Origin of the sequence: Paenibacillus camelliae, from assembly GCF_023715345.1 — a bacterium.
In the GTDB taxonomy this organism is placed as follows: domain Bacteria; phylum Bacillota; class Bacilli; order Paenibacillales; family Paenibacillaceae; genus Pristimantibacillus; species Pristimantibacillus camelliae.
Genome location: NZ_JAMBNY010000001.1, coordinates 415,081 through 440,514, shown reverse-complemented (window position 1 = coordinate 440,514; position 25,434 = coordinate 415,081). Strand labels below are relative to the sequence as shown.

18 protein-coding genes are annotated in these 25,434 nt (G+C 45.1%); all 18 read left to right on the top strand.

Annotated features, from left to right (window positions below):
• The first annotated feature begins 13 nt into the window (after window positions 1-13).
• The 18 genes from M3180_RS02080 (at window position 14) to M3180_RS01995 (ending at window position 25,325) form a co-directional block, all read left to right on the top strand.
• Window positions 14-1,801 carry a cache domain-containing sensor histidine kinase gene (locus M3180_RS02080; RefSeq protein ID WP_251665566.1) on the top strand — a complete coding sequence of 596 codons (1,788 nt, stop codon included), beginning with the start codon at window positions 14-16 and terminating at the stop codon, window positions 1,799-1,801.
• Between the two features lie 7 nt (window positions 1,802-1,808).
• Window positions 1,809-3,449: a response regulator transcription factor gene (locus M3180_RS02075; protein WP_251665565.1), complete on the top strand. Its 1,641-nt coding sequence runs from the start codon at window positions 1,809-1,811 to the stop codon at window positions 3,447-3,449.
• Between the two features lie 207 nt (window positions 3,450-3,656).
• Window positions 3,657-6,512: an extracellular solute-binding protein gene (locus M3180_RS22875; protein ID WP_251665564.1), complete on the top strand. Its 2,856-nt coding sequence runs from the start codon at window positions 3,657-3,659 to the stop codon at window positions 6,510-6,512.
• Entirely contained in the window at window positions 6,509-7,408 is a 900-nt protein-coding gene (locus M3180_RS02065; protein WP_251665563.1) for a carbohydrate ABC transporter permease, read from the top strand. The genes M3180_RS22875 and M3180_RS02065 overlap by 4 nt, the downstream gene beginning before the upstream one ends.
• Before the next feature lie 19 nt (window positions 7,409-7,427).
• The gene (locus M3180_RS02060; protein ID WP_251665562.1) at window positions 7,428-8,297 is read left to right on the top strand and encodes a carbohydrate ABC transporter permease; all 870 of its coding nucleotides are present in this window, start codon (window positions 7,428-7,430) and stop codon (window positions 8,295-8,297) included.
• A gap of 14 nt (window positions 8,298-8,311) precedes the next feature.
• Complete coding sequence (locus M3180_RS02055; RefSeq protein WP_251665561.1) at window positions 8,312-9,787, top strand: NHL repeat-containing protein; 1,476 nt, start codon at window positions 8,312-8,314, stop codon at window positions 9,785-9,787.
• Window positions 9,784-10,533 (top strand): Yip1 family protein, encoded by a 750-nt coding sequence (locus M3180_RS02050; protein ID WP_251665560.1) that lies wholly within the window; start codon window positions 9,784-9,786, stop codon window positions 10,531-10,533. Before M3180_RS02055 ends, M3180_RS02050 begins: the two co-directional genes overlap by 4 nt.
• A gap of 87 nt (window positions 10,534-10,620) precedes the next feature.
• The gene (locus M3180_RS02045; protein ID WP_251665559.1) at window positions 10,621-12,930 is read left to right on the top strand and encodes a DUF5696 domain-containing protein; all 2,310 of its coding nucleotides are present in this window, start codon (window positions 10,621-10,623) and stop codon (window positions 12,928-12,930) included.
• A 12-nt stretch (window positions 12,931-12,942) separates the two neighbouring features.
• A complete protein-coding gene (locus M3180_RS02040; RefSeq protein WP_251665558.1) occupies window positions 12,943-13,845 on the top strand; it encodes a carbohydrate ABC transporter permease in 903 nt (300 codons plus the stop codon).
• A gap of 46 nt (window positions 13,846-13,891) precedes the next feature.
• On the top strand, window positions 13,892-14,821 hold the full coding sequence (locus M3180_RS02035) for a carbohydrate ABC transporter permease (protein WP_251665557.1): 930 nt from the start codon (window positions 13,892-13,894) through the stop codon (window positions 14,819-14,821).
• Between the two features lie 188 nt (window positions 14,822-15,009).
• Window positions 15,010-16,374 (top strand): ABC transporter substrate-binding protein, encoded by a 1,365-nt coding sequence (locus M3180_RS02030; protein ID WP_251665556.1) that lies wholly within the window; start codon window positions 15,010-15,012, stop codon window positions 16,372-16,374.
• 85 nt (window positions 16,375-16,459) lie between these two features.
• Entirely contained in the window at window positions 16,460-18,046 is a 1,587-nt protein-coding gene (locus M3180_RS02025; RefSeq protein ID WP_251665555.1) for a glycoside hydrolase family 32 protein, read from the top strand.
• A gap of 57 nt (window positions 18,047-18,103) precedes the next feature.
• The gene (locus M3180_RS02020) at window positions 18,104-19,564 is read left to right on the top strand and encodes a glycoside hydrolase family 32 protein (protein ID WP_251665554.1); all 1,461 of its coding nucleotides are present in this window, start codon (window positions 18,104-18,106) and stop codon (window positions 19,562-19,564) included.
• Between the two features lie 46 nt (window positions 19,565-19,610).
• Entirely contained in the window at window positions 19,611-21,098 is a 1,488-nt protein-coding gene (locus M3180_RS02015) for a glycoside hydrolase family 32 protein (RefSeq protein WP_251665553.1), read from the top strand.
• Between the two features lie 54 nt (window positions 21,099-21,152).
• A complete protein-coding gene (locus tag M3180_RS02010; protein ID WP_251665552.1) occupies window positions 21,153-22,130 on the top strand; it encodes a carbohydrate kinase family protein in 978 nt (325 codons plus the stop codon).
• Window positions 22,131-22,477: 347 nt separating this feature from the next.
• On the top strand, window positions 22,478-23,548 hold the full coding sequence (locus tag M3180_RS02005; protein WP_251665551.1) for a hypothetical protein: 1,071 nt from the start codon (window positions 22,478-22,480) through the stop codon (window positions 23,546-23,548).
• Between the two features lie 182 nt (window positions 23,549-23,730).
• Window positions 23,731-24,975 carry a DNA polymerase IV gene (locus M3180_RS02000; RefSeq protein WP_251665550.1) on the top strand — a complete coding sequence of 415 codons (1,245 nt, stop codon included), beginning with the start codon at window positions 23,731-23,733 and terminating at the stop codon, window positions 24,973-24,975.
• Window positions 24,972-25,325 (top strand): YolD-like family protein, encoded by a 354-nt coding sequence (locus M3180_RS01995; protein ID WP_251665548.1) that lies wholly within the window; start codon window positions 24,972-24,974, stop codon window positions 25,323-25,325. Before M3180_RS02000 ends, M3180_RS01995 begins: the two co-directional genes overlap by 4 nt.
• The last annotated feature ends 109 nt before the right edge of the window (window positions 25,326-25,434 follow it).

Below are 25,434 nucleotides of genomic sequence, written 5' to 3'. Positions count from 1 at the left end.
CGAAGGGAGGAAAATGATGCTATTTTCGCTCAGAAGCCGTTTAATGTTTGCTTTTTCATTGCTGTTAATTATTCCATTTACGGCACTAGTTTTTTTGTTCAGCGAACAATCATCACAAGTTATTAGAGCGTCCATTGAAACATCCACTTCCCAAACGATTGAGCAATTTGGTTCTCATCTGACTACTTTTTTGCAACAGGTAGAAGAGGTAGGGAATCAAGTAATGAGTAACAGTGTAACGCAAGCTTGGCTTTCAACAGGTATGAATCCGGATAGTTCAAACGCTGAGCTGCTAGTGACGAAGCAGCGACAGGTCGATTATATATCATCGTATTCTATTAACAATTCAAACGGTATCTCTATCGGTATATTTTCGGATTTTGCTGGCGGTATTTGGACGCAGGATCGAACATATGTCGATCAATTATGGTACAAGCAATTTGTAGTGGAAGATGAGCGTTGGACAAGTGCTCATTATGATTCCGATCAAGCCGATGAATTGATGAAGACGCGGCGAGTGAACAGCTATGTGATACCGCTTGTGCAGCTACAATCTTTTACTCGAATCGGTATAGTCAAAATCAATTATCCAACTGCAACATTACATGATGCATTGGACAAGATTCGGTTTGGGGAAACGGGCCGAGCATTTTTATTGAAATCTGATGGAAGCAGCGTACTTGATCAACAGGCAACGGGAGAAGAACTCTCAATTATTGAGAATGGACTTAAAGAGATAAAGGAGCGCAAGGAAGAAAGAACAGATGGTTTTTTTTCAGTGCGTCATAGCGGAGAGACTTTTTTGCTATTCTATCGTTATTTCCCTAACCAAGACTGGTACGTAATTGGTGCAGTTCCTGAAAAGGAGCTTTTCGTTAAAATTAACAATATTCGTCGCACGTTGCTGTTAGTCAGTGCTGCTCTTGTTGGAGTAGCTATGCTGGTTGCTTTGTGGCTGTCGTACGGTATATCCAGGCCTCTGACAACGATGGCACGGGCAATGAAACTTGTTGAACGCGGCGAGTTTTCTGGTGCTTTGGAGATGATGCCAAAGGTAAGGACTGGACATAGCGAGGTCGGTTATGTTACCCGTATCTTTGAAAGTATGACGAATCGGCTACGATATTTAATCGAAACAGAGTTTGAAACGAATCTTCGTCGTAAAAATGCAGAATATAAGGCACTACTATTGCAAATCAATCCCCATTTTTTTAATAATACGTTAGAAATTATTGGTGGATTGGCTGCAATGAAGCGAAACGATATGGTGATCGATGCAACCGAGGCACTAGGACAGATGATGAGATATTCGTTAAATTTGAACAGTGATCTCGTTAATGTAAAGGAAGAATTAAATTATATTCGCGATTATTTATTTATATTAAAGCTGCGTTACGAGGATCGGCTTGAAGTCATAATAGATGAGGACGAACGTACTAAAGAACTGCTTATAGCAAAATTTTTATTACAGCCGATTGTAGAGAATGCAGTTAAGTATAGTTTGGAGAAAGGCGGCATAGCGAAGATTAGTATATCCGTCCGACTGTTAGAAGAGCAGCTAACACTAAAGGTAACGGATAATGGGATAGGCATGAAACAGAGTTTTGTTAACGATTTAATGACAGAGCTGAAAAGCAATGCCTCGGTCGATATACTGAACAGTGAAGGCCAAAGCATCGGATTACGTAATGTGCTCTCTCGCTGTCGACTTTATTACGGAGAAAAGATATCTGTAGAAATTGACTCAAGACTTGGAGAAGGAACGGAAATTGTACTACGCATTCCAGCGGTGAAAGGATGAACAGAACATGAATAGCATCATTATCGTTGACGATGAAATCGGAGTACGTAACAGCATTAAAGCAAAAATAAATTGGCATGAAGCAGGATTCTATATTGCAGGTGAAGCGCAAAACGGACAAGAGGCAATACGGCTGCTTGAGACCGGGCCGTTGCCTGATGTGTTGATGACTGATATTCGAATGCCTCATATTGATGGGATCGAGCTTATTAAAAAGTGTAAACAGTTGTATCCTGAACTTAAAATTGTCGTCCTGTCTGGTTATTCTGATTACGAATATATGCAGGTCGCTATACATGCTGGTCTGAAGGATTACTTGCTGAAGCCTATTAGAAGGCGTGAATTAGTTGAATTACTACATAAACTATCGGTTGAGTTGCAAAGTGAACGCTCGATTGAGGCGAGGCAACGAGTCGAGCAAGCACAACGTGAGCAGCATCTGCAAGCTTCAAGAGAAGCATTGCTGCTTCGGCTTGCAAAAGATGAAAGTACTGGAATGCTAACTGTAAAGGAGCGAATTGAAGCGCTGGGGTTAACCCAACTATTAGAGCTAGGGGAGCGACGAAAAGTTCGTTTTATGACGGTGGAGATGAGAGTTCCCAAGGGACGGCTTGATGGGAATGATCACCATATAGACTTACTTCGATTGGCCTTCGGCATGCTGTGCAGAGAGTTGGCTGGGGAGCACGAAGGAATACTGCCGTTCTATGATGCAAGCCACCCTGCAATGATTCATTTTGTCATAATCGAGACATCGGATTCAGCGCGATCTGCAATAGATAAACAAAACGCCAAGCAGTTCGCTGCTGAGATTCGTTACAATATTGTACAGTATCTAAAGCTAGATTGCGTCATTGGCTTGGGTGAGCCCGTAAGTGATGTATTGCAGTTCAAAAATGCTTTCTCATCCTGCATGTTGTCTTGGAGCAGAAGTACGGTGGATGGAATCGCTTGCGATACAGCTGGCAGCCTGCCGAATATGATGAATGTATTTACACCGGAACTTGAACGTCAGTTGACTGTTGCTATAGAAAGTGGGGATCAAGCTGCTTTTTCCACGTATATGCTGCGTATCTTTCCACGCAATGCTGATTACGCTATGTTTTCATTTACGTTTATGGCGTCACGTTTGCTACTCCTTCTCCATGCTATTGCAAAAAAGTATGAAGATGGTACAAGTGATGGTACGTTGCAAAAGCTGCTCTGGGATTGCCAGATGACGATTGGTGATTTCCAATCCCGCGAAGCTGTAGCTGCTCATCTAGAGGAGCTCGGACAGCTTGTAATGGATGCAGCGCAGAAGGCACGCGGCGCAACCCATGGCTCGATTGCAGCGGCAGTACAAAAATATGTAGATGATAACTATACGTATGAGCTGACACTTACAGGGCTTGCAGAAATGTTCTATCTGAATGAAACATATCTGTCAGGTCTGTTCAAACAACATGCGGGTGCAACATTTTCGGACTATGTAACGAGATTGCGTATGAACAAGGCAGGCGAGCTGCTGCGCGATAGTGATTTGAAGCTGACTGATATTGCAATGCTAGTCGGTATATCAAGCTCCAGTTATTTTAGCACTTCATTCAAGAAGTTTTACGGGATGAGTCCGAAGGAATACCGTGAACAGCACAAATCGATAGGTTAATAGAAAAGTTTGGAAGCATCGAGCCTTATGGCTTGGTGCTTTTTTAATTACCTCTGCCACTGTCAAAGCTTTCTGTTCACGTGCTGGCTATGACAATGCCCAAAAACTTTGAAACTCAACACCTAAGGATAGTGAAATAAGTTAGTGCACCAATTTGTTATTCTTTTGCTACAGAAGGAATTGAAATAAGGAACGTGGGGGTTGGCCGTGAAAAAGGGAATCTGGTTTTATACGGTGTTGCTAACAATGATTGTTGTTACTGCTAGCTTGATTACAATAGTTTCTTTTTCGGAGAAAGAAGTCGAGCCAGCACGCACATATATGCTCAGCGATGCAGTCCCGCCATCAGAAGGCTTGATGTTAACAGCTGCTTCTCTGATCGAGGGCAAAGACTCCTTGCTTGAGGAATGGAAGGGCAGAAAAAACGTTGTGGAGTGGAAAGAAGATACACTACTGCAATGGAACGTAACAGCGCCAGCAGCAGGAGAGTATGAGCTGTCTATTGGATACTTTCCGATGAAAGGCAAAGGACAGCCGATCGAGTTTCTAGTGGAAGTAAATGGTCAGTCAGTTGGCGATTCTCTTACGCCGCTAAAGCTGAATCGTATCTATCAAGACGAGCAAGGGCCGTTGAAGCGAAGTGACGGTAACGAACTTAGACCGAAGCAGTTAGAAGGTGCCGTGTGGATGCACACAAAAGTAAGAGATTCCGGCGAAACGGCGACTGGTAGTCTCAAGCTTCAGCTGCAGCAAGGTGATAATATGCTACGACTGCATAATGTTAGGGAAGCTGCTGTAGTGGACTATATTCAGCTTACACCAGCTCAGCCGGTACCAAGCTATGAGCAGTATGTGAATAAGGTAGCTGCAGCAGGTGCAGCACCAATTAGTAGCAGTATAGAGAACAATGATTTGGTTATAACGGTACAAGCAGAACATGCTTACGCAAAATCGGATGTTGGTTTGTATCCGACTGTAGATCGCACTTCACCGTTAACGATGCCATATCATCCTTCAGAACTGCGGATTAATACGATTGGAGCTTCCAACTGGGAAATTCCAGGTCAATGGATTAGCTGGAAGTTTGAAGTGCCTGCCGACGGCTGGTACAAAATCGGAGCACGCTACCATCAATCGAAAGTTAAAGGAACATTTGTTTCCCGCAAAATGGAGCTTGATGGTCAAATGCTATTCGACGGCATGGAGGCACTGCGCTTTCCGTATTCTCTTAATTGGGAGATTCATCAATTCGGAGAATCAAAGGAAAGTGAACCTTATCTATTTTACTTAACGAAAGGCGAGCACGAGATCAAGCTGGAAGCAACGCTTGGAGATCTTGCTCCATCGATTGCTGAATTGCAGGACATCGTGTATGAACTGAATCAAATGTATCGCAAAATCGTGATGGTTACAGGTACGAATCCCGATCTGTACCGCGACTATGATATCGACAAGAGCATTCCAGGGCTAATTGAGCAGTTCCGTGAGCTTTCCAGTCGTATCGATGAGGAGGCTAATCAGTTGGATGCGATGGCTGGACAAAGCAATACTGGATCACGCTCACTGCGTATTCTTGCTAGACAATTGGACAGCTTCGTCGATAGACCAGACGGTATCCCAAAACGATTGAACAATTATAAATCAAATGTAACAGCAATTGCCGACTGGCTGTTAACGGTAAAGCTACAGCCCCTTGAGCTTGATTACTTGTATATCGCTTCACCAAACGCTGACAAGCCGCAGGCAGAAGCAGGGATGATCGCTAAAGCTGTGCACGAAGTAAGAGCATTCGCGGGCTCTTTCTTGCAAAACTATGATTCGATGGAGTCAGAAGGGGCATCAGAAGAGTCGATTAAAGTGTGGATTGGTCTTGGCCGCGATCAGGCATATGTACTGAAACGGATGATTGATGAGTCGTTTATTCCAGAGACGGGCATCGGTGTTGATCTTAATCTGGTTGGCACATCGCTAGTTACAGCTGTAATGGCTGGTCAAGGACCTGATATTAACTTGTTTACTAGTAGAGGCGATTCGATGAATCTTGCGTTCAGAGGTGCACTTCAGCCGCTAGATAACTTCGAAGGCTTCCAGCAGCTAGCATCGCAATATAAGGAAAATGCTTTTGTGCCCTATCAATACGAAGGACATACATTCGGGGTACCTGATGAACAAGAATTCTTCATGATGTTTTACCGCAAAGATGTGCTTGAGGAGCTTGGATTGACTCCGCCACGAACATGGGATGACTTGATGAAAATCGCCCCTGTACTGCAAAACAACAATATGGGAATCGGTTTGCCATATGAAAATTTGGACGCATTCCAATTGCTTACGAAAGGGATCGGAGCGCTTAATATGTTCCCAACGCTGCTCATGCAATCTGGCAGCACGGTGTATAACGAGGAACAAACAGCGACAAGCCTTGGTGAACCAGCCGCTTATCAAGCGTTCAAGCAATGGACTGATTTTTATAATTTATATGACTACGCGTTGTACAAGGACGATCTGAATCGATTCCGTACAGGAGAAATGCCAATTGTTATTTCTTCATATCGACTATACAATCGTCTTTCGGCGGCTGCTCCTGAAATTGCTGGCACTTGGGATATGATTCCGATTCCTGGAATTGTAGAAGCTGATGGCAGCATCAACCGCGCCAGTGGGGCAACGGGTACAGCGAGCATCATGCTAAAAGATACGAAAAATAAGGAAGCGGCTTGGAAGTTTTTGCAATGGTGGAACTCCCCAGAAATTCAAGCGCAATTCGTTAACGAGCTTGAGAATGAGATGGGTGTGCTCGGCAGAAGATTGCCAGCTAATACGGTCTCGGTAGCTTCAACGTTATGGAGCAGAACGGAACAAGCAAGCTTGAATGAGCAATGGGAACAAATTATCGAAATACCTGAGCTGCCTGGCGGTTACTATACATTGCGCAATATTGACAATGCTTTCCGTGAAGTTGTATTCCAGAAGCGAAATGCTCGGGAAACATTGTTCTATTGGAACAAAGATATTAATGAAGAGATTGATCGAAAAAGGTATGAATTCGGGGTGAAGCAATGAAAGGCTCGAAGATCCGCACGCTAGGCAAGTATAAGGAAAGCTACCTGCTAATGGCGCCATATATGATTTTTTTCCTAATGTTTACGATACTGCCCGTCGTCTTATCGATCGTGCTTGGCTTCACTTATTACAACATGATCGAGCCACCACGCTTTATCGGCTGGTACAACTATATTCGTTTATTTCTCGATGACGACATCTTTATTATCGCATTAAAAAACACATTATTTTTTGCACTTGTGACGGGACCGATCAGCTATATACTAAGCTTTTTCGTGGCATGGATGATTAACGACCTGTCTCGCACGATGCGCTCCATTGCAACGTCAGTCTTTTATATCCCGACTGTCGTTGGAGCTGCGGTATTCCCAATGTGGAGGCTGATATTCAGCCCTGATGAATACGGCTACTTAAACGGGCTGCTGATGGGAATGGGTTTTATTAATGAGCCAGTCGCTTGGCTGCTGGATAAAGAATACGTACTTGTCATTCTAATTCTTGTTCAGCTGTGGATGAGTTTAGGGATTAGTTTTCTCGCTTTTGTTGCAGGACTGCAAACAGTTGATCGTAGCATGTACGAAGCGGGAGTTATGGACGGAATTAAAAATCGCTTCCAGGAACTATGGTATATTACGCTTCCATCGATGATTCCACAGCTTATATTCGGAGCCGTTATGCAAATTGTTGTTTCGTTCAGTGTTGCCGATGTCTCGATTCAGCTTGCTGGTTTTCCGAGTACCGAATACGCGGGGGAAACGATGGTTACCCACATTATGGATTACGGCAGCATTCGCTATGAAATGGGCTATGCATCGGCGATGGCGGTTGTATTGTTCTTCTTAATGGTATTTACCAATCGCGTTGTTACGAAGCTGCTGAATAAGGTCGGAATCTGATTAGAAGGAGGCGAGGCAAGTGTTTAACTTTACGAGAAAAAAAGCGGGAGCCAAAGCACGTCGCTCGACAACAGGAAATTTTTTTATTTTTTGCATTGTGGCATTGCTAGGCTTGTTTTCCGCTTTTCCGTTATACTTCGCGGTTGTAACAGCGTTCAAGCCACTGGATGAGCTGCTATATTTTCCACCAAGACTAGTCGTGCTGAGACCGACATGGACTAATTTTACTGATTTGTATCAGCTTGCTTCCAATATGTGGGTCCCGCTTTCACGCTACTTGTTTAATACGGTGTTTATTGCGGTAGCAGGTACGGGCTTGCATGTGCTGTTTGCGGCAATGGCCGCTTATCCGCTAGCCAAGCATAAATTTCCAGGACGTAATATTATATTTTCCATCATTTTAATGGCGTTGATGTTTGTACCACAAGTTACATTTATTCCGCAATTCATTATGATGGCTGAGCTTGGGATGGTGGATAGCTATGCAGCGCTATTGCTGCCGTGGATTGGTTCGTCGCTCGGATTATTTCTAATGAAGCAATTTATTGAGCAGCTGCCAGATGCGATATTGGAAGCGGCTCGTATTGACGGTTCGAGTGAGTATAGAACATTTTTCTCTATCGTATGGCCAAACTCGGTTCCAGCTCTTATGACTGTCGTTATTTTTCAATTCGTAAACTTGTGGAACTATGCACCGAAAGAATTAGTTTATAGCGAGTCGAACAAGGTGTTCCGTATGGCACTGGAGCAAATTGTTGCTGGTGATCCGATCGCAAGGATGGGGGCTGGCGCAGCGGCTTCCGTTATTTTAATGATACCGCCAATTATCGTATTCGTGTTGTTGCAGCGCAAGGTAGTAGAGACAATGACATTCGCGGGAATCAAGTGATAGGGGGAGCTACTGTGAGAATTAAACTAGCATTGGTCTTGGCACTGCTGTTGCTGTTGAGCTCGCCTGTCAAAGGAGGCACTGCCTATGCAGAAGCTTCTTATGAAGCCTATGTTTACAACGAATGGGATCAGTCGAAGGCTGCACCGGTAAGCTATTTGCCTGAGGCTTCTTTCACTGGTGTGCAGCTCGGTATCGGTGCGTTGCAGGAGCCGCAAGACTTGTTTGTTACGCAAGAGGGTGACATATACATTGCGGACACTGGTAATAAACGAATTGTTGTGCTTGATAAGCAGCTACAGCAAAAAAAAATCATTGATAAACTGACATGGAATGGGGCTGAGCTCGAGCTAAGCTTACCGACAGGGCTATTCGTAGCAGAGGATGGAACGCTCTATATTGCTGACAAGGAAGCTGGACGGATTATCCGCCTCAGTGGATCTTTAGAAGTTGAACTCGTCATCGAAGCTCCGCAAAGTCCACTCATTGCTGATGATTTTGTATTCAAGCCTTCCAAGGTGGCAGCAGATAATGCAGGACGAATTTATGTGTTATCAGAAGGGCAATTTTTCGGTTTGATGCAGTTCGACGATAAGGGTAGCTTTACGAGCTATTACGGTAGCAATCGTGTAGAAGTAACGCCTGCTGTTGTATTAGAAACTTTTTGGAAAAATCTATTATCGAAAGAGCAGCGCGATTCTATGGTGAAGCTTCTTCCGATCGAGTATTCGAATCTTCACATTGGACATGACAACTTTGTCTATACAACAACGATCATTTCGCAAAACTCGCGTGAAGAAATTAAGAAGCTGAATCCACTCGGTAACAATGTGCTTGTCACAAGCCAAGGAGCAGCGGATTTCGGAGATAAGGAAATTAGCTATAAAAATGGTGTTAAGCAGGATAGTTCATTTATTGATCTAGCTGTAGATGATGATGGATTTATTATTGGGCTTGATCGTACAAGAGGCAAAGTGTTTGAATACGACGCGGAAGGTAATGCGATCGCTGTATTCGGATCACTTGGTTTCCAACGTGGTACTTTCCAGCAGCCAGTTGCGCTGTCTTATTGGCAGGGAAAAATAGTTGTGCTTGATGCTGGTAAACGAAATCTAACATTTTTTAAGCGTTCCGAATACGGAAATATCGTACGTCAAGCTACTGTTCTATACAGTCAAGGGCTTTACGATGAAGCGGCAGAACTGTGGGAAGAAGTGATACGACGTAATGCTAACAATTCTATCGCTTACTTAGGCATCGCAAAAGCGCTGGAGAAGGAAGAGCGTTATGATGAAGCGCTTGCCTACTACAAGCTAGGTGCAGATCGATTCGGTTATTCAGATACATTTGGGCTTAAACGAATGGAGACCGTGCGAAGTAATCTTCCGTTAGTGATGACGATTTTGCTTGTTGCACTAGCTGCATTTTACGGCTTTAAGGGACTAACCATTGTCCGCAGGATGAAGCGAAAGGAGGCTGCTCGCAGATGACAAAAACCGAAAATGGCATGGCTTCCAACAAACGCTCAATGCTGAAGTTGACGATAGCGGAAAAAGTAAAATCAACTTTTTCACTAGACAAAAATGTTGCTGAAAGTGGGGGTGAGCAGCAGTCAGCGTTCTCGATGAAGCGATTGAATCCGCTACGTACACTGCTGCATCCTTTTGAGAGCTTTACAGCGGTCAAGGATGAAGGTAAAGGCTCTCTTGTCGCAGCAGCAACCATCATTATCGTTTTCTTTCTTGCTACTATATTTAAGCGTCAGAGTACAGGCTATACGTTCAATATGGCTGACCTGAACGCGCTTAATATATGGATCATTTCCGCAAAAACAATTGTATTGTATGGGCTTTGGGTCGCTGCTAACTGGGCGGTTGCAACATGGATGGACGGTGAAGGGAAAGCGAAGCAAATTGCTGTTGTGAGCGCATATGCGATCATACCTTATGTTGTAGCGCTTATTGCAACGACGCTGCTGAGCAATGTGCTCGTCATGGAAGAAGGGATGTTCCTTCAATATATTATTGCCGTTTCTGTGTTATGGAGTGCACTGTTGATATTTATTGGTATGAATATTATTCACGACTATGGTGCGCTTAAAACGCTTCAATCTATTGCGCTAACTTTTGTTGCGATCGGAATTACTCTATTTCTGGCGGTCCTGTTTTATACACTATTCAATCAAGTATATTTGTTTTTTTATACGATTTATAACGAACTGCTGTTCCGCTTATGATGTGAGCACAGTCAGAAGGATCTAAGCAAGGTTTATGCTTACGAAGTGTGTTTCAAGCATGCTTGAAACACTTGAGGAGGAAGCTTAATGAAAGTAAGAATCATTGCAGTCACTGTTGTAGCGGCATTACTGTTAGCATCCTCATCGTCACCTTATATGCTGGCTAGCCAAGCAGTAGGTGATGGAACAGCTAATGATCATGCGGTGAATCAGTCGCAGGAAGTAAAGGCGACTGCAAAAAATAACGACGATGCTCCTGCTTCTTCACATATGAAGTCAGTGAAAAGTGGATGGACGAAAGTGGCAGAGAGCGATTCACTCATTTTGCATATTGATGTAGCGAGCGGTGAGCTAACTGTAACAGAAAAAGCTTCTGGAGCAGTATGGAGCAGTAATCCACCAGCTCGTGAAAGCGATGAGCTTGCAAAAGGTGTTAAGAAGATGGATTTAGGCTCGCAGCTGCTAATTGACTATATTGATGATCTTGGAAAGCCGTTTCAGGCAAATAGTTTGACAGGAAGTGTAAAAGAAGCAGCGCCCGAGGTGCGTGCGATTGACGGCGGAGTAGAAATTGTATTTTCATTTCCACAAGTCGAATTCTCAATTCCAGTACGCTACACCATCGAGGATGATGCATTTTCTGCCATGATTGTTACTGCGGATATAAAGCAAGGAAGTAAATATAAGCTGGTCAATATTAGTTTACTTCCGTTTTTTGGGGCGGGCGACTTAAAGGAAGATGGCTATCTGTTTGTACCTGATGGCAGCGGGGCTCTTATCTACTTCAATAACGGAAAAAGCAGCTACCGAAGCTACAATGAACGAGTGTATGGTGGCGAAGCAGCACTCGATCTGCCAACTAAAGCTGAAGTGAAGCAAGCGATCAGATTACCGGTATTCGGTCTGAAAAAAGGCGATCAAGCTTATGTAGCTGTCATTGCTCAAGGCGAGTATCAAGCAGGCATTGTTGGCGATACGAGCGGAAAAAACAATAGCTACAACAATGTATACAGCTATTTGAATCTTACGGAAATCGAAAGCAATTTGTTGCTGGAAGGATCGCTTAACGAGAAGCAGGTGACACGCTCCTCCGCTTCCATGACGGGAGATGTTCCACTTGAAGTACGGTACTATTTCTTACAAGCAGAGCAGGACCCGACCTATGTCGGGATGGCACACCGTTATAAGCAATATTTGCTGGATAAATATGAGGAAAGACATTCCGATGATCAAGAGTTTACTGCAACGGAAAGCAGCTTACCACTGCTGATCGATTTTGTGGGCGGAGCTAAGAAGCGAGAGACATTTCTCGGCATTCCATACAACACGGTCGAAGCGCTCACTTCATTCAAGGATATATCGCTTATTACAGATCAACTGCTTTCTGAAGGAATAAATTTATCGGTTCGTATGCAAGGCTGGAGTGATGGCGGGGCGAAAGGAGAAGTGCCCGTATCGTTGGATGCTGAAAGCAAACTTGGCGGTAATAAAGGACTGCTTCAGCTTGGAGAGGAGCTTGCCGATAAAGGAGTGGCGTTTTATCCGAGCGTCAACCCTGTTTATTTGTATGAGAGCGGTAACGGCTTCAGCAAATTTTCCGACACAGTTAGAAGTATTAGCCGTGCGCCTGCACTTAAGTATGAGTATCGGTTAAGTGATCGGTCGAAAAATAAAACAGCTTCGCGTTGGTATCTGATGAAGCCTTCCTCTGTAGCGGAAGCGGTCGACAGATATACAACGGCGGCTATGAAAAGAAGCTTCGGCGCAGTATCGTTTGAAGCAATTGGATCAATGGTCTATTCGGATTTCAAAAAAGACAGCAGCTCAAAAAATGAGACAGGAGAAGTATGGCAGCAAGCGTTGAAACAGGCGGCAGACAACATGGAGGCGTTAGCCTTTGATAAAGCCAATGCCTACACATTTCCTCATGCTGCAATGCTGACTGGCGTACCGCTATATGATAGCGGCTTTGATGTTACGGATGAGACAGTTCCATTCTACAGTATTGTGACTAGCGGCTGGATTCCTACCTACAGTGAGCCAATTAATCTCTCCAGCATGCCCCGTGATTATTTATTGAAACTCATTGAGACGGGTACCTTCCCAGCTTATCAATTCATTGCAAGTAACTCTGCTAAGCTGACAGGTACCGAATTCGATTGGCTATATAGCGGTGATTACAGCGCATGGCAGCAAGTTATGCTTGACCAATATGAGGAGCTAGACGCAATTATGGAAGATTATCAGGGCAGTTCCATCATGTCGCACCAGAAGTTGCTGACTGGCGTCTACGAGACGACTTTCGAAAATGGAGCAAGTGTTATTGTCAATTACAATGATGAGGCTGTCAACGTACAAGAAACTGAAATTCCAGCCAATGGCTATCTGAAAAGATAAGGAGGTGCGAACATGTTCAAAAGCTTGCGGGCGATGCCTTATACGAAGAAAAAAGAGCTGTACGGGCTATTGTTCGTACTGCCGTGGATTATCGGATTTATTCTGTTTTTCATTCGGCCGCTCATTACATCAATTGTTTATTCATTTCAAAACATGGAGCTTACTCCGCAAGGACTTAAGGGAAGCTTTATTGGTTGGGACAACTACTTCTATGCGCTTTACAAGGATCCAATCTTTATTCGTGAAGCAGTCAATTCCTTTGTAAATATGCTTTACGGTGTTCCGCTCATTTTAGTGTACAGCTTGTTTATCGCAATCTTGATTAAAAATAAATTTCCAGGACGCGGTTTTATGCGAGCGGTATCGTTTTTACCCGTTATTATTGCTTCTGGCGTGCTGATGCAAATTTTGAAGGAAGATGTGTTCTCACAAGGGATGCGCGGTGGAGTAGAAAGTGTGTACTTGTTTACGGGTACGGGCATTAGCGGCTTGTTAGTGGAGCTTGGCCTTGGTGCAGGACTAATTGAAGTGTTTAACAATGTCATTGCGCGCATCTTCGACCTTACTTGGCGATCTGGTGTGCAGGTACTGCTGTTTCTGGCGGGCTTGCATACGATTCCATCCTATTTGTACGAGGCCTCCTCATTGGAAGGTGCTCGTCCTTGGGAGCAGTTTTGGAAGGTTACACTTCCAATGCTTACGCCGATGATGCTGCTAAACGTTGTATATACGATTATCGATACGTTTACTGATTACGGCAACAGCGTCATTATGATGATTTACAACACGGCGTTCTCGCAAATTCGTTTCGGTTACAGTAGTGCGCTTGCATGGCTGTACTGTCTAGCGATTGCGATGTTCCTCGGGCTTGTCTACTTGCTGCTGAAGAAACGCATCGTGTATATGCAGGATTAAAGGAAGCGGGGGATTGAAATTGAATGCGATCGCAGGCAGGAGGCAAATGAAATTTGCCAAAAAATTTGTAGTCGTTACGTTGCGGTATATGCTGCTGGCGGCAGTTGCTTACCAGCTCTTATATCCAGTGCTTTATATGCTTAGCATGGCGCTTCGCAAGCCTGAGGAAGCGATCGATCCTAGTGTAATCTGGGTGCCGAAGTCGTTCACCTTGAGTAATTTTGCAGATGCGCTGCGCGTAATGGATTTTTGGGATGCTTTGCAAAACAGTGTGCTTATCGGAGTCGGCTGCGGCTTGTTCGACGTATTGTCTTGTGCTTTTGTAGCGTATGGCTTTGCTCGATTTAAGTTTCCGCTGTCGGGTTTGATGTTCTCACTCGTCATCCTGACGTTAGTTGTACCGATTCAAACGATTATATTGCCGCTCTATGCGGATATGCGTTACTTTGATGCGTTTGGCTTGATGAAGCTTACTTCAGTTGTCGGTGGACCAGAATCAATTAGTCTTATAGGCAGCTATTGGTCGTTTTATTTGCCTTCAATGTTTGCGATGGGGCTAAGGGCGGGGTTATTTATCTTTATCTTCCGTCAGTTTTTTAAGGGGATGCCCAATGAACTGGAGGACGCAGCTTATATGGACGGATGCGGTCCATTCAAAACATTTTTCCAGGTCATGCTGCCTAACGCAAAAAACGCGATCATCACTGTATTTTTGTTCTCGTTTGTTTGGCACTGGAATGAATACTACATGTCCAATTTGCTCCTTGGCAATATGAAGAAAAACTTTGCGATCGCGATTTCTTCACTACGTGTAGATTTACAATCTGTTGTCAACGCACAGACGATTAGCGATCCATTACTAGTCGTAACACGGATTCAAGCGGGAGCGCTGCTAGCGATTGTACCGCTGCTGCTGCTTTACTTATTAACGCAGCGCTATTTCACGGACAGCATCGAGCATGTCGGTATTAAGTAGTATAGATGTGCTTTCAGCTTAAGCGCCTTGAAAGGGGGCGATGCAAGAAAAACATTTGCGAAGGCTGCACTTATATATTTACAGTTCTTAAGGGAGTCAATGACAGAAACATAAGCAGGTTATTTCAGTTTTAACGGTGAGCAGCAGGATAGGCAGATCAAAATACAACAAAATTTGGGAGGTTTATAATGAATAAACATCTGAAATCTTTCGCAACGATGGTGGCAGCAGTAACGGTGATGACTACAGCATTAGCAGCTTGCTCTGGCGGTGGTAACAGCGGGCCAGCAACGACCAATGCTAATGGAAACAACAGTGGTAATAATGGAAATAGCGGTGTTTCTGCAAGTGAAACGCCAGCAGAAGAAGTCAAGTTAGCTGATGGCAATATTACAGTACTGTACCATACATCGCTGGAGCAGTATGCGGAAAATAAAGCAGCAAACCCAGATGCATACGATCCTTTACTTGAATCTATTCCAGTATTCGAACAGCAGCATGGCGGCAAAGTTACACTAATTGCTGTTCCATGGGGCGATCAGAAATCAACGCTAATCTCTATGGTTAATGCAGGTGAGCAAGTTGATGTGGCACAAGCTCATGACCAAAACTTCCCTGTATATCCGTTGAAAAAGATGGTTCAGCCAATTAGCCAATACGTTGATCTGAATGATCCGTTCTGGAATAACGCTGTAACGAACGCCTTTACATTTGGAGGCGAGGCCTATGCAGTAGGTGTAGGAGCAGCTCCGATTGTTATGTACTACAATAAAACGCTATTTGAAAACAATGGTATGCAGACACCAGGAGAGCTTTACGCTGAAGGCAACTGGACATGGGATACATTCCGTCAAACTGCGATGGAAATGACACAGGATACAGATGGCGACGGTGTAAATGATCAATACGGCTTTGGCTGGTGGGATGGCGGTTACGCCTTGATGGTAGGCTCTAACGGTAAAACGATTTTGTCCTACAATGAAGATGGCTCGATTTCTGCCAATCATACGTCTGACAATGTGAAAGAAGCTATGCAATTTACCCAAGATGCTCTACTTAAGGATAAGTATATCGACAAAGATAAAGAAGGCGATTACTTCGTAGCTGAGTTTAAAAACGGCAAGCTGGCAATGACAGCAGAATACGGCTTGAACGGCTTTAACGCATTCAAAGGCGACTATGAAATCGACTTTGTACCTGTACCAAAAGGTCCAAGAGGTGAGGCTGGCGTTGGCCCAGGCGGATTGTCTGGATGGTCTATTCCAGTTGTATCGAAAAATCCAGAGGGTGCGGCTGCGTTTATTAAGCTGCTTTCGGAAAATGAGAAGGAAGTAGCTACAGCGAAAAACGTTGAAGTATTCGGTCAAGAGCGTGTTGATCGAATCAATGAGCTTTCCCAAAAAATTCTGTTTGCCCCGATCGGTGTTGAAATGTATTGGGATGCAAACGGTGCTGTCCTAGGCGGTATTAAAGACGGTACACCTGTAGGTACATTTGCTGAGACAGCTAAAGGTATTCTTGAAGAAGGTATCAACATTACGTTGACGCAATAATTCAGTACATCTTAGGGGTGTTCTATAAGTCATGGAAATGACGGAGGACGCCCCTTTTTACTAACGTTTGAGGAGCGAGAAAAGAATGGAAAAAGTAGTGAAAGCTGCGGCGACTGTTCTGCTTGGTGCTGCGCTTGTGATGACGGCATGCAGTAAGGAAAGCGGCAGCTCCGAAAACAGTACAGCTGTACCACCTGAAAGCGAGAGCCCGGTTCAGACACCTCAGTCTGCCGTTACGATTGAAGAACAAGTGAAAACACCATCGGATTCTTTATTTTGGAAGCCGCCAGAGGGCTGGGTTGGTGATTTAATGCCGTTTAATGATAAGAACGGCGATTTATATCTTTATTATTTGCAGGACTGGCGTGATGGAGCACCAGGATTTCACCCTTGGCATCTTGTTACTACAGCAAATTTGACAGATTACAAGTATGAGGGTGAGTCGATACCATTTGGCTTGGAGCATGAGCCTGATCTTGCAATCGGTACAGGCAGTGTTATTCAAGTTGGCGATACGTATCACGGCTTTTATACTGGCCATAATTGGAAGTTTCCTGATCAAGGTAAGCCAAAGGAAGCGATGATGCATGCAGTTAGCAATGATTTGAAAACGTGGACGAAGCTGCCTGAGCATACATTTGTTGCGCCAGAAGGCTATGAAATTCATGATTTCCGCGATCCTTATCTATTCTATCATGAACAAGCGGACGAATATCGAATGCTTGTTAGTGCACGCAAGGAAGGCGTAGGCGGCGTGCTTGCTGTGTTTGCATCTAAGGATCTTGCACAGTGGGAAGTGCGTGAGCCACTAGATATTGAAGCAGCTTCAAGCTTTTTTATGCTTGAATGTGCGGATATTTTCCGCAGCGGCGATAAGTGGTATCTTGTCTTTTCAGAATTCAGCGACAAAAAAGCAACCCACTATCGTGTCAGCGATTCAATAGACGGCCCATGGCTGCTGCCGGAAGACGGGGATGATCTGTTTGACGGACGTGCATTTTATGCTGCTAAAACAGGCATGCTTGGTGATCAGCGTTATTTGTTTGGCTGGGTGCCGACTCGTAATCAAGAAAAAGACTTTATGAACTGGGATTGGGCAGGCAATCTTGTTGCCCATCAGCTTGTGACTCATGCTGACAGTACCCTTGGCGTAAAAGTACCTGATCAAATTGATCAGTATCTATCTAAAGAAGAAGAGCTGCATATGCAGAAGCAGCTTGGAAAAACATCAGGTGAAGCGGGCCAGTGGCAGCTTGACGGGACAGGGGAGCTAGCTGGCATCGTGTTTGACAACTTACCGCAAATTGCAAAAATTACGGGTAAATTCCGCTTTGAAGCAGGTACACAATTTACCGGTATTGTTGCAGGTGTAGGAGAGGAGCCGGAAAAAGCATACGGCATTCAAGTAGAGCCTGATCGACAACGCATTCGTTATGATTCTGTACATGGTGCAGCACTAACGAGTGTTGATCCTGACGTCAGCGTAAGCATTTCATTCCAAGAAAATGTTGATTATGAGTTTACGCTAGTCATCGAAGACGATGTCATCGTGTTTTATGTAGAAGATCATGCGCTTACTACTCGTATATATAAAATGCCTGGCGGTGCATGGGGCTGGTATTCACGAGGTGGAGTGACTACGATTTCTGACTTGAAGCTATTTACACCCTAGTTATGCACAGACATATAAAATGTGGCTCTCATGAAAAGTTTTTATGAGGAGGTAAAGATGACGTCTTCTGCAAAGCTTTATAAGGAAAAATTTCGTCCGCAGTTTCATTTGACACCACCGCAAGGACCGATGAGTGATCCGAACGGAATGGTTTATGTAGCTGGCGAATATCATCAATTTTATCAGTTCACAGGTCGTTGGGGACATGCCGTAAGTAAAGACTTGATTCATTGGGAGCATCTTCCGTTAGCGCTGGTCAGCGATGAGCTTGGTGATATATGGTCGGGAAGCTGTGTTGTTGATCATCACAACAGCAGTGGGCTTTTTCAGGATCAATTCGGTATGGTCGCCATATTCACTCATTTTAAGGATGGGCTGCAATCGCAAAGCATGGCGTATAGTCATGATAGAGGACGAAGCTGGATCAAGTATAGCGGCAACCCTGTCATCGCTAATCCCGGCTTAAAAGATTTTCGTGATCCTAAAGTATTATGGCATGAGGAAAGCTCTCGCTGGGTAATGATTGTGTCCGTTGATCGCGAGGTTTATTTTTACTCCTCAGAAAACTTAATCGATTGGCGCTACGAAAGCTCGTTCGGCCGAGATCAAGGTAGTCAAGCTGCAGTGTGGGAATGTCCAGACTTGTTCAAGCTGCCAGTTACAGGTGAAGAGGGTATAGGCAAATGGGTATTGCATATTAGTATTGGCGATAATCGACAAACGGACGGCTCTCATGCGCAATATTTTATTGGAGAGTTCGATGGCACTTGCTTTATTAATGACGATGCTACTGGCAAAGAGATTAACTGGACGGATTATGGTCAAGATTTTTACGCAGCGGTTACCTACTCTGATATCCCGCAGCAAGATGGACGAACAGTATGGCTTGGCTGGACCTCCAATTGGAAATATCCGTTTGCTGGACCGACTGAGCCATGGAAGGGAGGCATGTCGTTGCCTCGTTCATTATCTCTAAAGCGGAGTAAGGAAGGGAAGCTTCGTCTTGTTCAGCAGCCGATTACGGAGCTTGAGAAGCTGCGTAAGCTGGCGAGCAGCATGCAGGATGTCACGGTATCAAGCGATAAGCTGCAGATTGGTTACGAAGGACAATCCTTTGAGCTTGTGGCTACTGTCAGCTGGGGGGATGCTGCTGCATTCGGGGTACGTGTGTGCGTGTCTGATCAAGAAGCAACTGAAATTGGCTATAGGCCATTCCAAGATGAGGTGTACGTTGATCGTCATCGATCATGCTTAAGTGAATTTATTAGTCGCGAAGGCAAGCCTTTTCATTTCGGTAAGCAATTTGTCGCGGCACATGAGGCCAAAGACAAGCAAATTACACTGCGGCTGTTTGTGGATCAATCGGTGGTAGAGCTGTTTGTCGATGATGGTGATACCGTTTTTACGACGCTGATTTATCCTGACCCATCCTCACGAGGAATAGAATTGTTTGCCGAGGACGGAGCTGCTACGTTTGCTTCCGTTCATGTATATGAGATGAGCTCAATTTGGACATAAGCACGAACTTTATTGTTACAGTATGAACATTTGGGGAGGAATAAGGATGAGTAACCTTACTATACAACAACAAGAGCATGTGGCGTTGATCGCCAAAGCGGGAGAATCTCTGAAAAAGCTTGAAGCTGGGATGGATAGTAACTATCGTCTTCATTATCATATGATGCCGCCAGCAGGTTGGATGAATGATCCGAACGGATTTATTCAATTCGATGGTACCTATCATCTGTTTTATCAGCATGACCCGTATCAAGCGAAGCAGGGACCTATGCACTGGGGACATGCGACAAGCCGTGATTTAGTACATTGGCAGCATCAGCCTGTTGCGCTAGCTCCATCAGAGGATTATGACAGCGGACCGACTGGAGGGCAAGGCTGCTGGTCAGGAAGTGCAGTAGATGATAATGGTAAACTGACGTTGATATATACTGGGCATGTCGATGGACGCCAACCTGAGGAAGTGCAGTGCTTAGCGGTAAGTGAGGACGGGATAACGTTCCATAAGGCCGAGCATAACCCTGTTATCGGTGATTCGCCAGATGCTAAGCGATTTGGGTTCCGTGACCCTAAGGTATGGAAGCGTGGCGATACATGGTATATGGTTATTGGCTATGGCAAGGACGGGCTAGGAAAAGCGCTTATTTATTCGTCGAATGATTTGCACAGCTGGACTTGCAAAGGGGCAGCCATAGAAAGCGATGGAACGATGGGAGATATGTGGGAGTGTCCGGACCTGTTCCCAATTGGCGGTGGAGATTCACATGCTCTCATTATTTCTCCAATGAATACTGGTTCGTATAAAAATCTCTATGTTACTGGTACATTCGACTACAGCACTTGTCGCTTGCAAAAACTGCATCAAGATCAAATCGATTATGGCTTCGATTTCTACGCTCCACAAACGCTAGTGAATGAGCAAGGACGGAGAATTATGATCGCTTGGATGAATATCTGGGGAGCGAAGATGCCTGAGCAGGAGCATGGCTGGTATGGGGCAATGACATTGCCGCGCGAGCTGACATTAGAATCCGACGGAACTTTGCGCAGTCGTCCAGTGAAGGAGCTGGAGCAGCTTCGCGGTGAAAAGATCGTGAAGACAGAGTTTGAGCTTGAGGAAGGCCAGCAGAAGGAAATTGAAGGAGTTCACGGGCATTCGTTGGAGCTCATTGTTCGCATCGATCCTAAAGCTGCGACAGAGGTTGGTTTGCGCATGTTCGCATCTGCAGATGGAGCATCCTACGCAGAGGTTAGCTACTCGGTTGCTGAGAGAAAACTGCAGATGGATCGCAGCTGCGCAGGTGTCGGTGATGGTGGTATTAGTACCGCTCCATTGAAGCTGCTTGATGACGGCACGATTGAGCTTCACCTCTATGTGGATCGATCCTCTGTAGAGCTGTTTGCTAACGATGGCACGATTGCAATGACCAATCGAATTTATGGCGATGCGCTTGCGACGGGAATCTCTTTTTTTGCTTGCGGCGGAGAAGCGAGAGTAGTGGATTTACAAGCATGGCCTTTAACGTCGATTTGGTAGTATTGCTGTGCAGGCTGCTGCTTAGATTATCAACTATTGAAAGGACGGCTATATATGGATGTCATTGCATTAGGTGAATTGTTAATTGATTTTACACCGGCTGGCGTGTCGCAGCAAGGGCAGCAGCTGTTTGAACGAAATCCTGGCGGTGCACCAGCTAACGTACTTGCAGCATTAGCGAAGCTGGGACGAACGACTGCTTTTGTTGGTACAGTAGGCAATGATGCTTTTGGGTCATACTTGAAAGAAACACTGCACGCTGCCAATATTAACGTAGATCAGCTCATCGTTACGGATGAGGCTCCTACAACGCTTGCCTTTGTTCATTTAGATGATGGAGGGGATCGATCGTTTACATTTTATCGTAAGCCAGGCGCGGATCAGATGCTGCGTACCGAGCATATTGACTACCCGTTGCTTGCTACAGCGAAAGTATTTCATTTTGGGTCTCTTTCGATGACACAAGAGCCTTCTCGCACAGCAACGCTGCAGGCGGCTGCCTATGCGAGAGAGCATGGAGTTCTGGTCAGCTATGATCCTAATCTAAGACTTTCGTTGTGGCGCGATGCAGAGCATGCTAAAGAAGCAATTCTGGATGGAATGCAATACGGCGATATCGTAAAAATATCAGAAGAAGAGCTGTTGTTTTTAACAGAGACAGAGGATGTAAAGCTTGGCTCGCGTTTGCTGTTGAATCAATTCAACAATATTAAACTGCTGCTCATAACTTTTGGTGCAGCGGGCAGCTATTGCGTCACCGGAGCAAGTAGTGACGATCGAGAACTGTCTGCAACACATACAGGATTCAAGGTGAACGCAATCGATACGACAGGGGCTGGCGATGCTTTCTTCGGTGGTGTATTGTACTGGCTGCTTACTGAAGAAAATGTAGTAGAGCTGCAATGGACCGAAGATAAGCTGCATAAGATGCTGGCATTTGCCAATGCGATGGGCGCTTTGACAGCGACAGGTAAGGGTGCGATCCCTTCGTTGCCGACCTTAGAACAAGCAAAAGCCTTTATTGAATTGTGAATTGAGTAAAGTATTAGTGGCACTTACAGTGCATCGTGAGAATTGTTTATATCGTTAGCAGGTTACATTAGAGCGGCTGTTTAGTAAGACTTATGGCGTGTCTAGAAAGTCGGTAATAACTGACTTTCTAGACACGCCTTTTATTTCTATTGAGTCTTGAGCTTTGGTGTAGTTCGATCTTACAATCGTTTAGCAGGCGAATTACCCTACATATAAACGAAGAAGACCTTTTTTTGCTTAGCCTATGCCTATTTATTAAAAAAATAAGAGATGTCGGAACCTTTTATGAGCAACAACCGTCTATTCTGATATCATATATATGGCAAGTTTTGGAAGGTGGTTTGTTGATGGGAAATGTTAGGTTTAGTCTCTTATTACTTGTGCTTATGCTGGTAGCTGTCGGTTGCGATATAGGTGCAACGCCGGATAAGGCTGCAGAGACGGAGCGGCCTGTGGTAACGATGGCGATCGAGGAGACGAAGCAACCCGAGAAGCCAATAGAGACGCTCACGGAGAGACCGATCGAGGAAGTGCCTGTCGAATCACCAGCGGAGCAGCGCTTGGCTACGGAAGCAATACGTTATACGTATCCGCCAGATGAGATGCCTTCGGTTACGGCATCGTTTCGTCTTCCCTTCGCGCTTGATGTCGAGGAAGATGCCGTTGTATACGTGCAAAAGGTTGGCTCAACGGAGGTGTTCGAGCTAACTTCAGATCAAACTATGATTGCGCTGCAAACGCTTCGGCTTACTGATCCAGCCTCTTCCGCTGGTTGGAGCTGGCTTGAGGAGGAGCCCACCGGTTCCTTAGCGTTAATGGTAATCAAGAGCGGAGAGGACGCTTACGAGACGAGTTTTTATTACGAAGAGAATGTACTTTCCTCGTCAACGGATGGTCCGACCGGTACTGGATATTTGTACGCCTATGATACTCAGCTTTCCTTGCTCCTGCATGAGCTGTTTGAGCCAGAGACGGCAATGGGGAAGGTCGGAGCCCTCTATAGTACTTTGAGTGTAGAATTGATGACAAGCGAAGGCGTGCAGACAGAGCAGTCTGTGGAGCGCGACCGGCTTACGATTAACGGGAAGGATTATCTGGATTGGGAAAAGGAGCTGTCGGGTGCTGAGCCTTTAACAGAGTCTGCTTTTATCGGCTTCGAAGGAGAGCTTGAAGCGATGGCATTATACGAAGATGGCGTGCTAAAGCTGAATCTTGCTTATGCGTTCACGGAGCCTGGATTCACGACGCCGGATGGCATAGAGGTAGGAACGACACGGGAGGAGGCGCTGGCGAAGCTAGGTAATCCTAATCTGAACCTGCCCAATGTATGGGGATACCTGATGGGGGATTATGTACGATTTTATTTATATTTCGTGGATGATAAAGTGGCAGCGGTATTGCTGACGTTGCCGCTGTAATATTTTCGATCGTGTTATGAGCAGACTGGCTGGGGGTTAATCACATAGTGATTACAGCTCCATCCGGTCTTTTTTTCATTTGTAACAAATTACCTTTGCATAAGACAGGCTAAAGGAGTATATAATATATATACGAACACTTGTTCTATTTTGAAGATTGACATGTAAAAGGAAGTGTAGTGATGCAAAAGAAACGAGAACGTATCATTATGTTAGCAGACTGCCAGTCCTTTTATGCAACGGTAGAAAAGATTGCTCATCCTCATTTAAAGCATCGTCCACTCGTCGTTGCAGGCGACCCAGAGCGTCGTTCAGGTATTATTCTGGCAGCATGTCCAATCGCTAAAAGCTTTGGTGTGACAACGGCAGAACCGCTCGGGGTGGCGCTAGGCAAATGTCCCGATCTAGCAGTCATTAGACCTCGCATGGAGGAATATATTCGGGTTTCGCTGCAGATCACATCGATTTACAGCAGCTTCACAGATCTCGTAGAGCCGTACAGTATCGATGAGCAGCATTTAGATGTGACAGGCACGATCCACCTGTTTGGCGGAGACCCTGCGGTGATGGCTGCGAGAATACAGCAACGTGTAATGCGAGAAACCGGGGTTCGTGTACGCGTCGGCATAGGGAGCAATAAGGTGCTGAGCAAAATGGCTTGTGATCACTTTGCTAAAAAGAACGAATCAGGAATATTCGAGCTTAAAAAGAACAAGCTTGCCGATACGCTGTGGCCGCTGCACGTAAGCAAGATGTTTATGGTTGGCAGTCGCATGACAAGGCATCTGGAAGTAATGGGCGTTCATACGATCGGAGAACTCGCACATACGCCGCTTGCTGTACTGAGACGCCGCTGGGGAGTAAACGGAGAGGTGCTATGGCGGATAGCTAACGGCATCGACGATTCTCATGTAAGCTTAGCGACACATCATACGCAGAAGGAGATCGGGCATCATATGACGCTTCCACGCGATTACAAAACGCTAGAGGAGATCAAGATCCCACTGCAGGAGCTCACCGAGCTAGTGTGTCAGCGTGCACGTGCGAAAGGAATGATGGGCAAGGTAATTTCTGTTAGCTGCCGAGGTGCTGATTTTGACCGACCAACGGGCTTTCATAGGCAGCGTAAGCTGGATGATCCAACCTATGTCGCTGCAGCGATGTACAAAACAGTGATGGAGCTGTTTCAGCTGCACTGGGATGGGATGCCGGTACGGAGCATTGGGGTGTCGCTTGGAGGGTTGGTAAGTGATCAGGTCGTGCAGCTGGCATGGTTTGATCCGTATGAAGAACAGCTTGCTTTAGAGCGTGTCACAGATCAAATTAAAGCCCGCTATGGCAATACTGCGATTATGAGGGCTTCTTCGGTAACGGCTTCAGGTCAAGCACGCGATCGGGCCGAAAAAATAGGAGGGCATTATAAATGAGTAAAAAGCTGCAAGGAAACGGTCTGTTCGAATCGTCTAGAATGATGCTGCCAGAGCATAAGGAGGCGATCGTTAATTATCAACTAGCGTTGAATAAAAAGCAACGACCTGTTCTGGACGAACAAAGATTTGAGGAGCTTTCTTATCGAATGTTCGAAGCTTTATATAAAAACTTAGAAGTAGCGATAACGGTATTTCATCCTTATATGGATACCGTCATCACAGGCATGATCACAAAAATCGATACCCAATTGAAACGAGTAAAGGTCGTTAGTGAGGGTGGAGACGAGGAGCTATGGATTAGCTTTAGCGATCTGCTGGATATCGATGCTGCCGCTGCGCCAAGCTAACGGTTGTTCAGCACTAAATCATCTATACCAGCGCTGAATTATCTGTAATAGTGAGAGCACAAAAATACCCACAGCCTAAACACTATTTTCAAAGTATCCAAGAAGACTG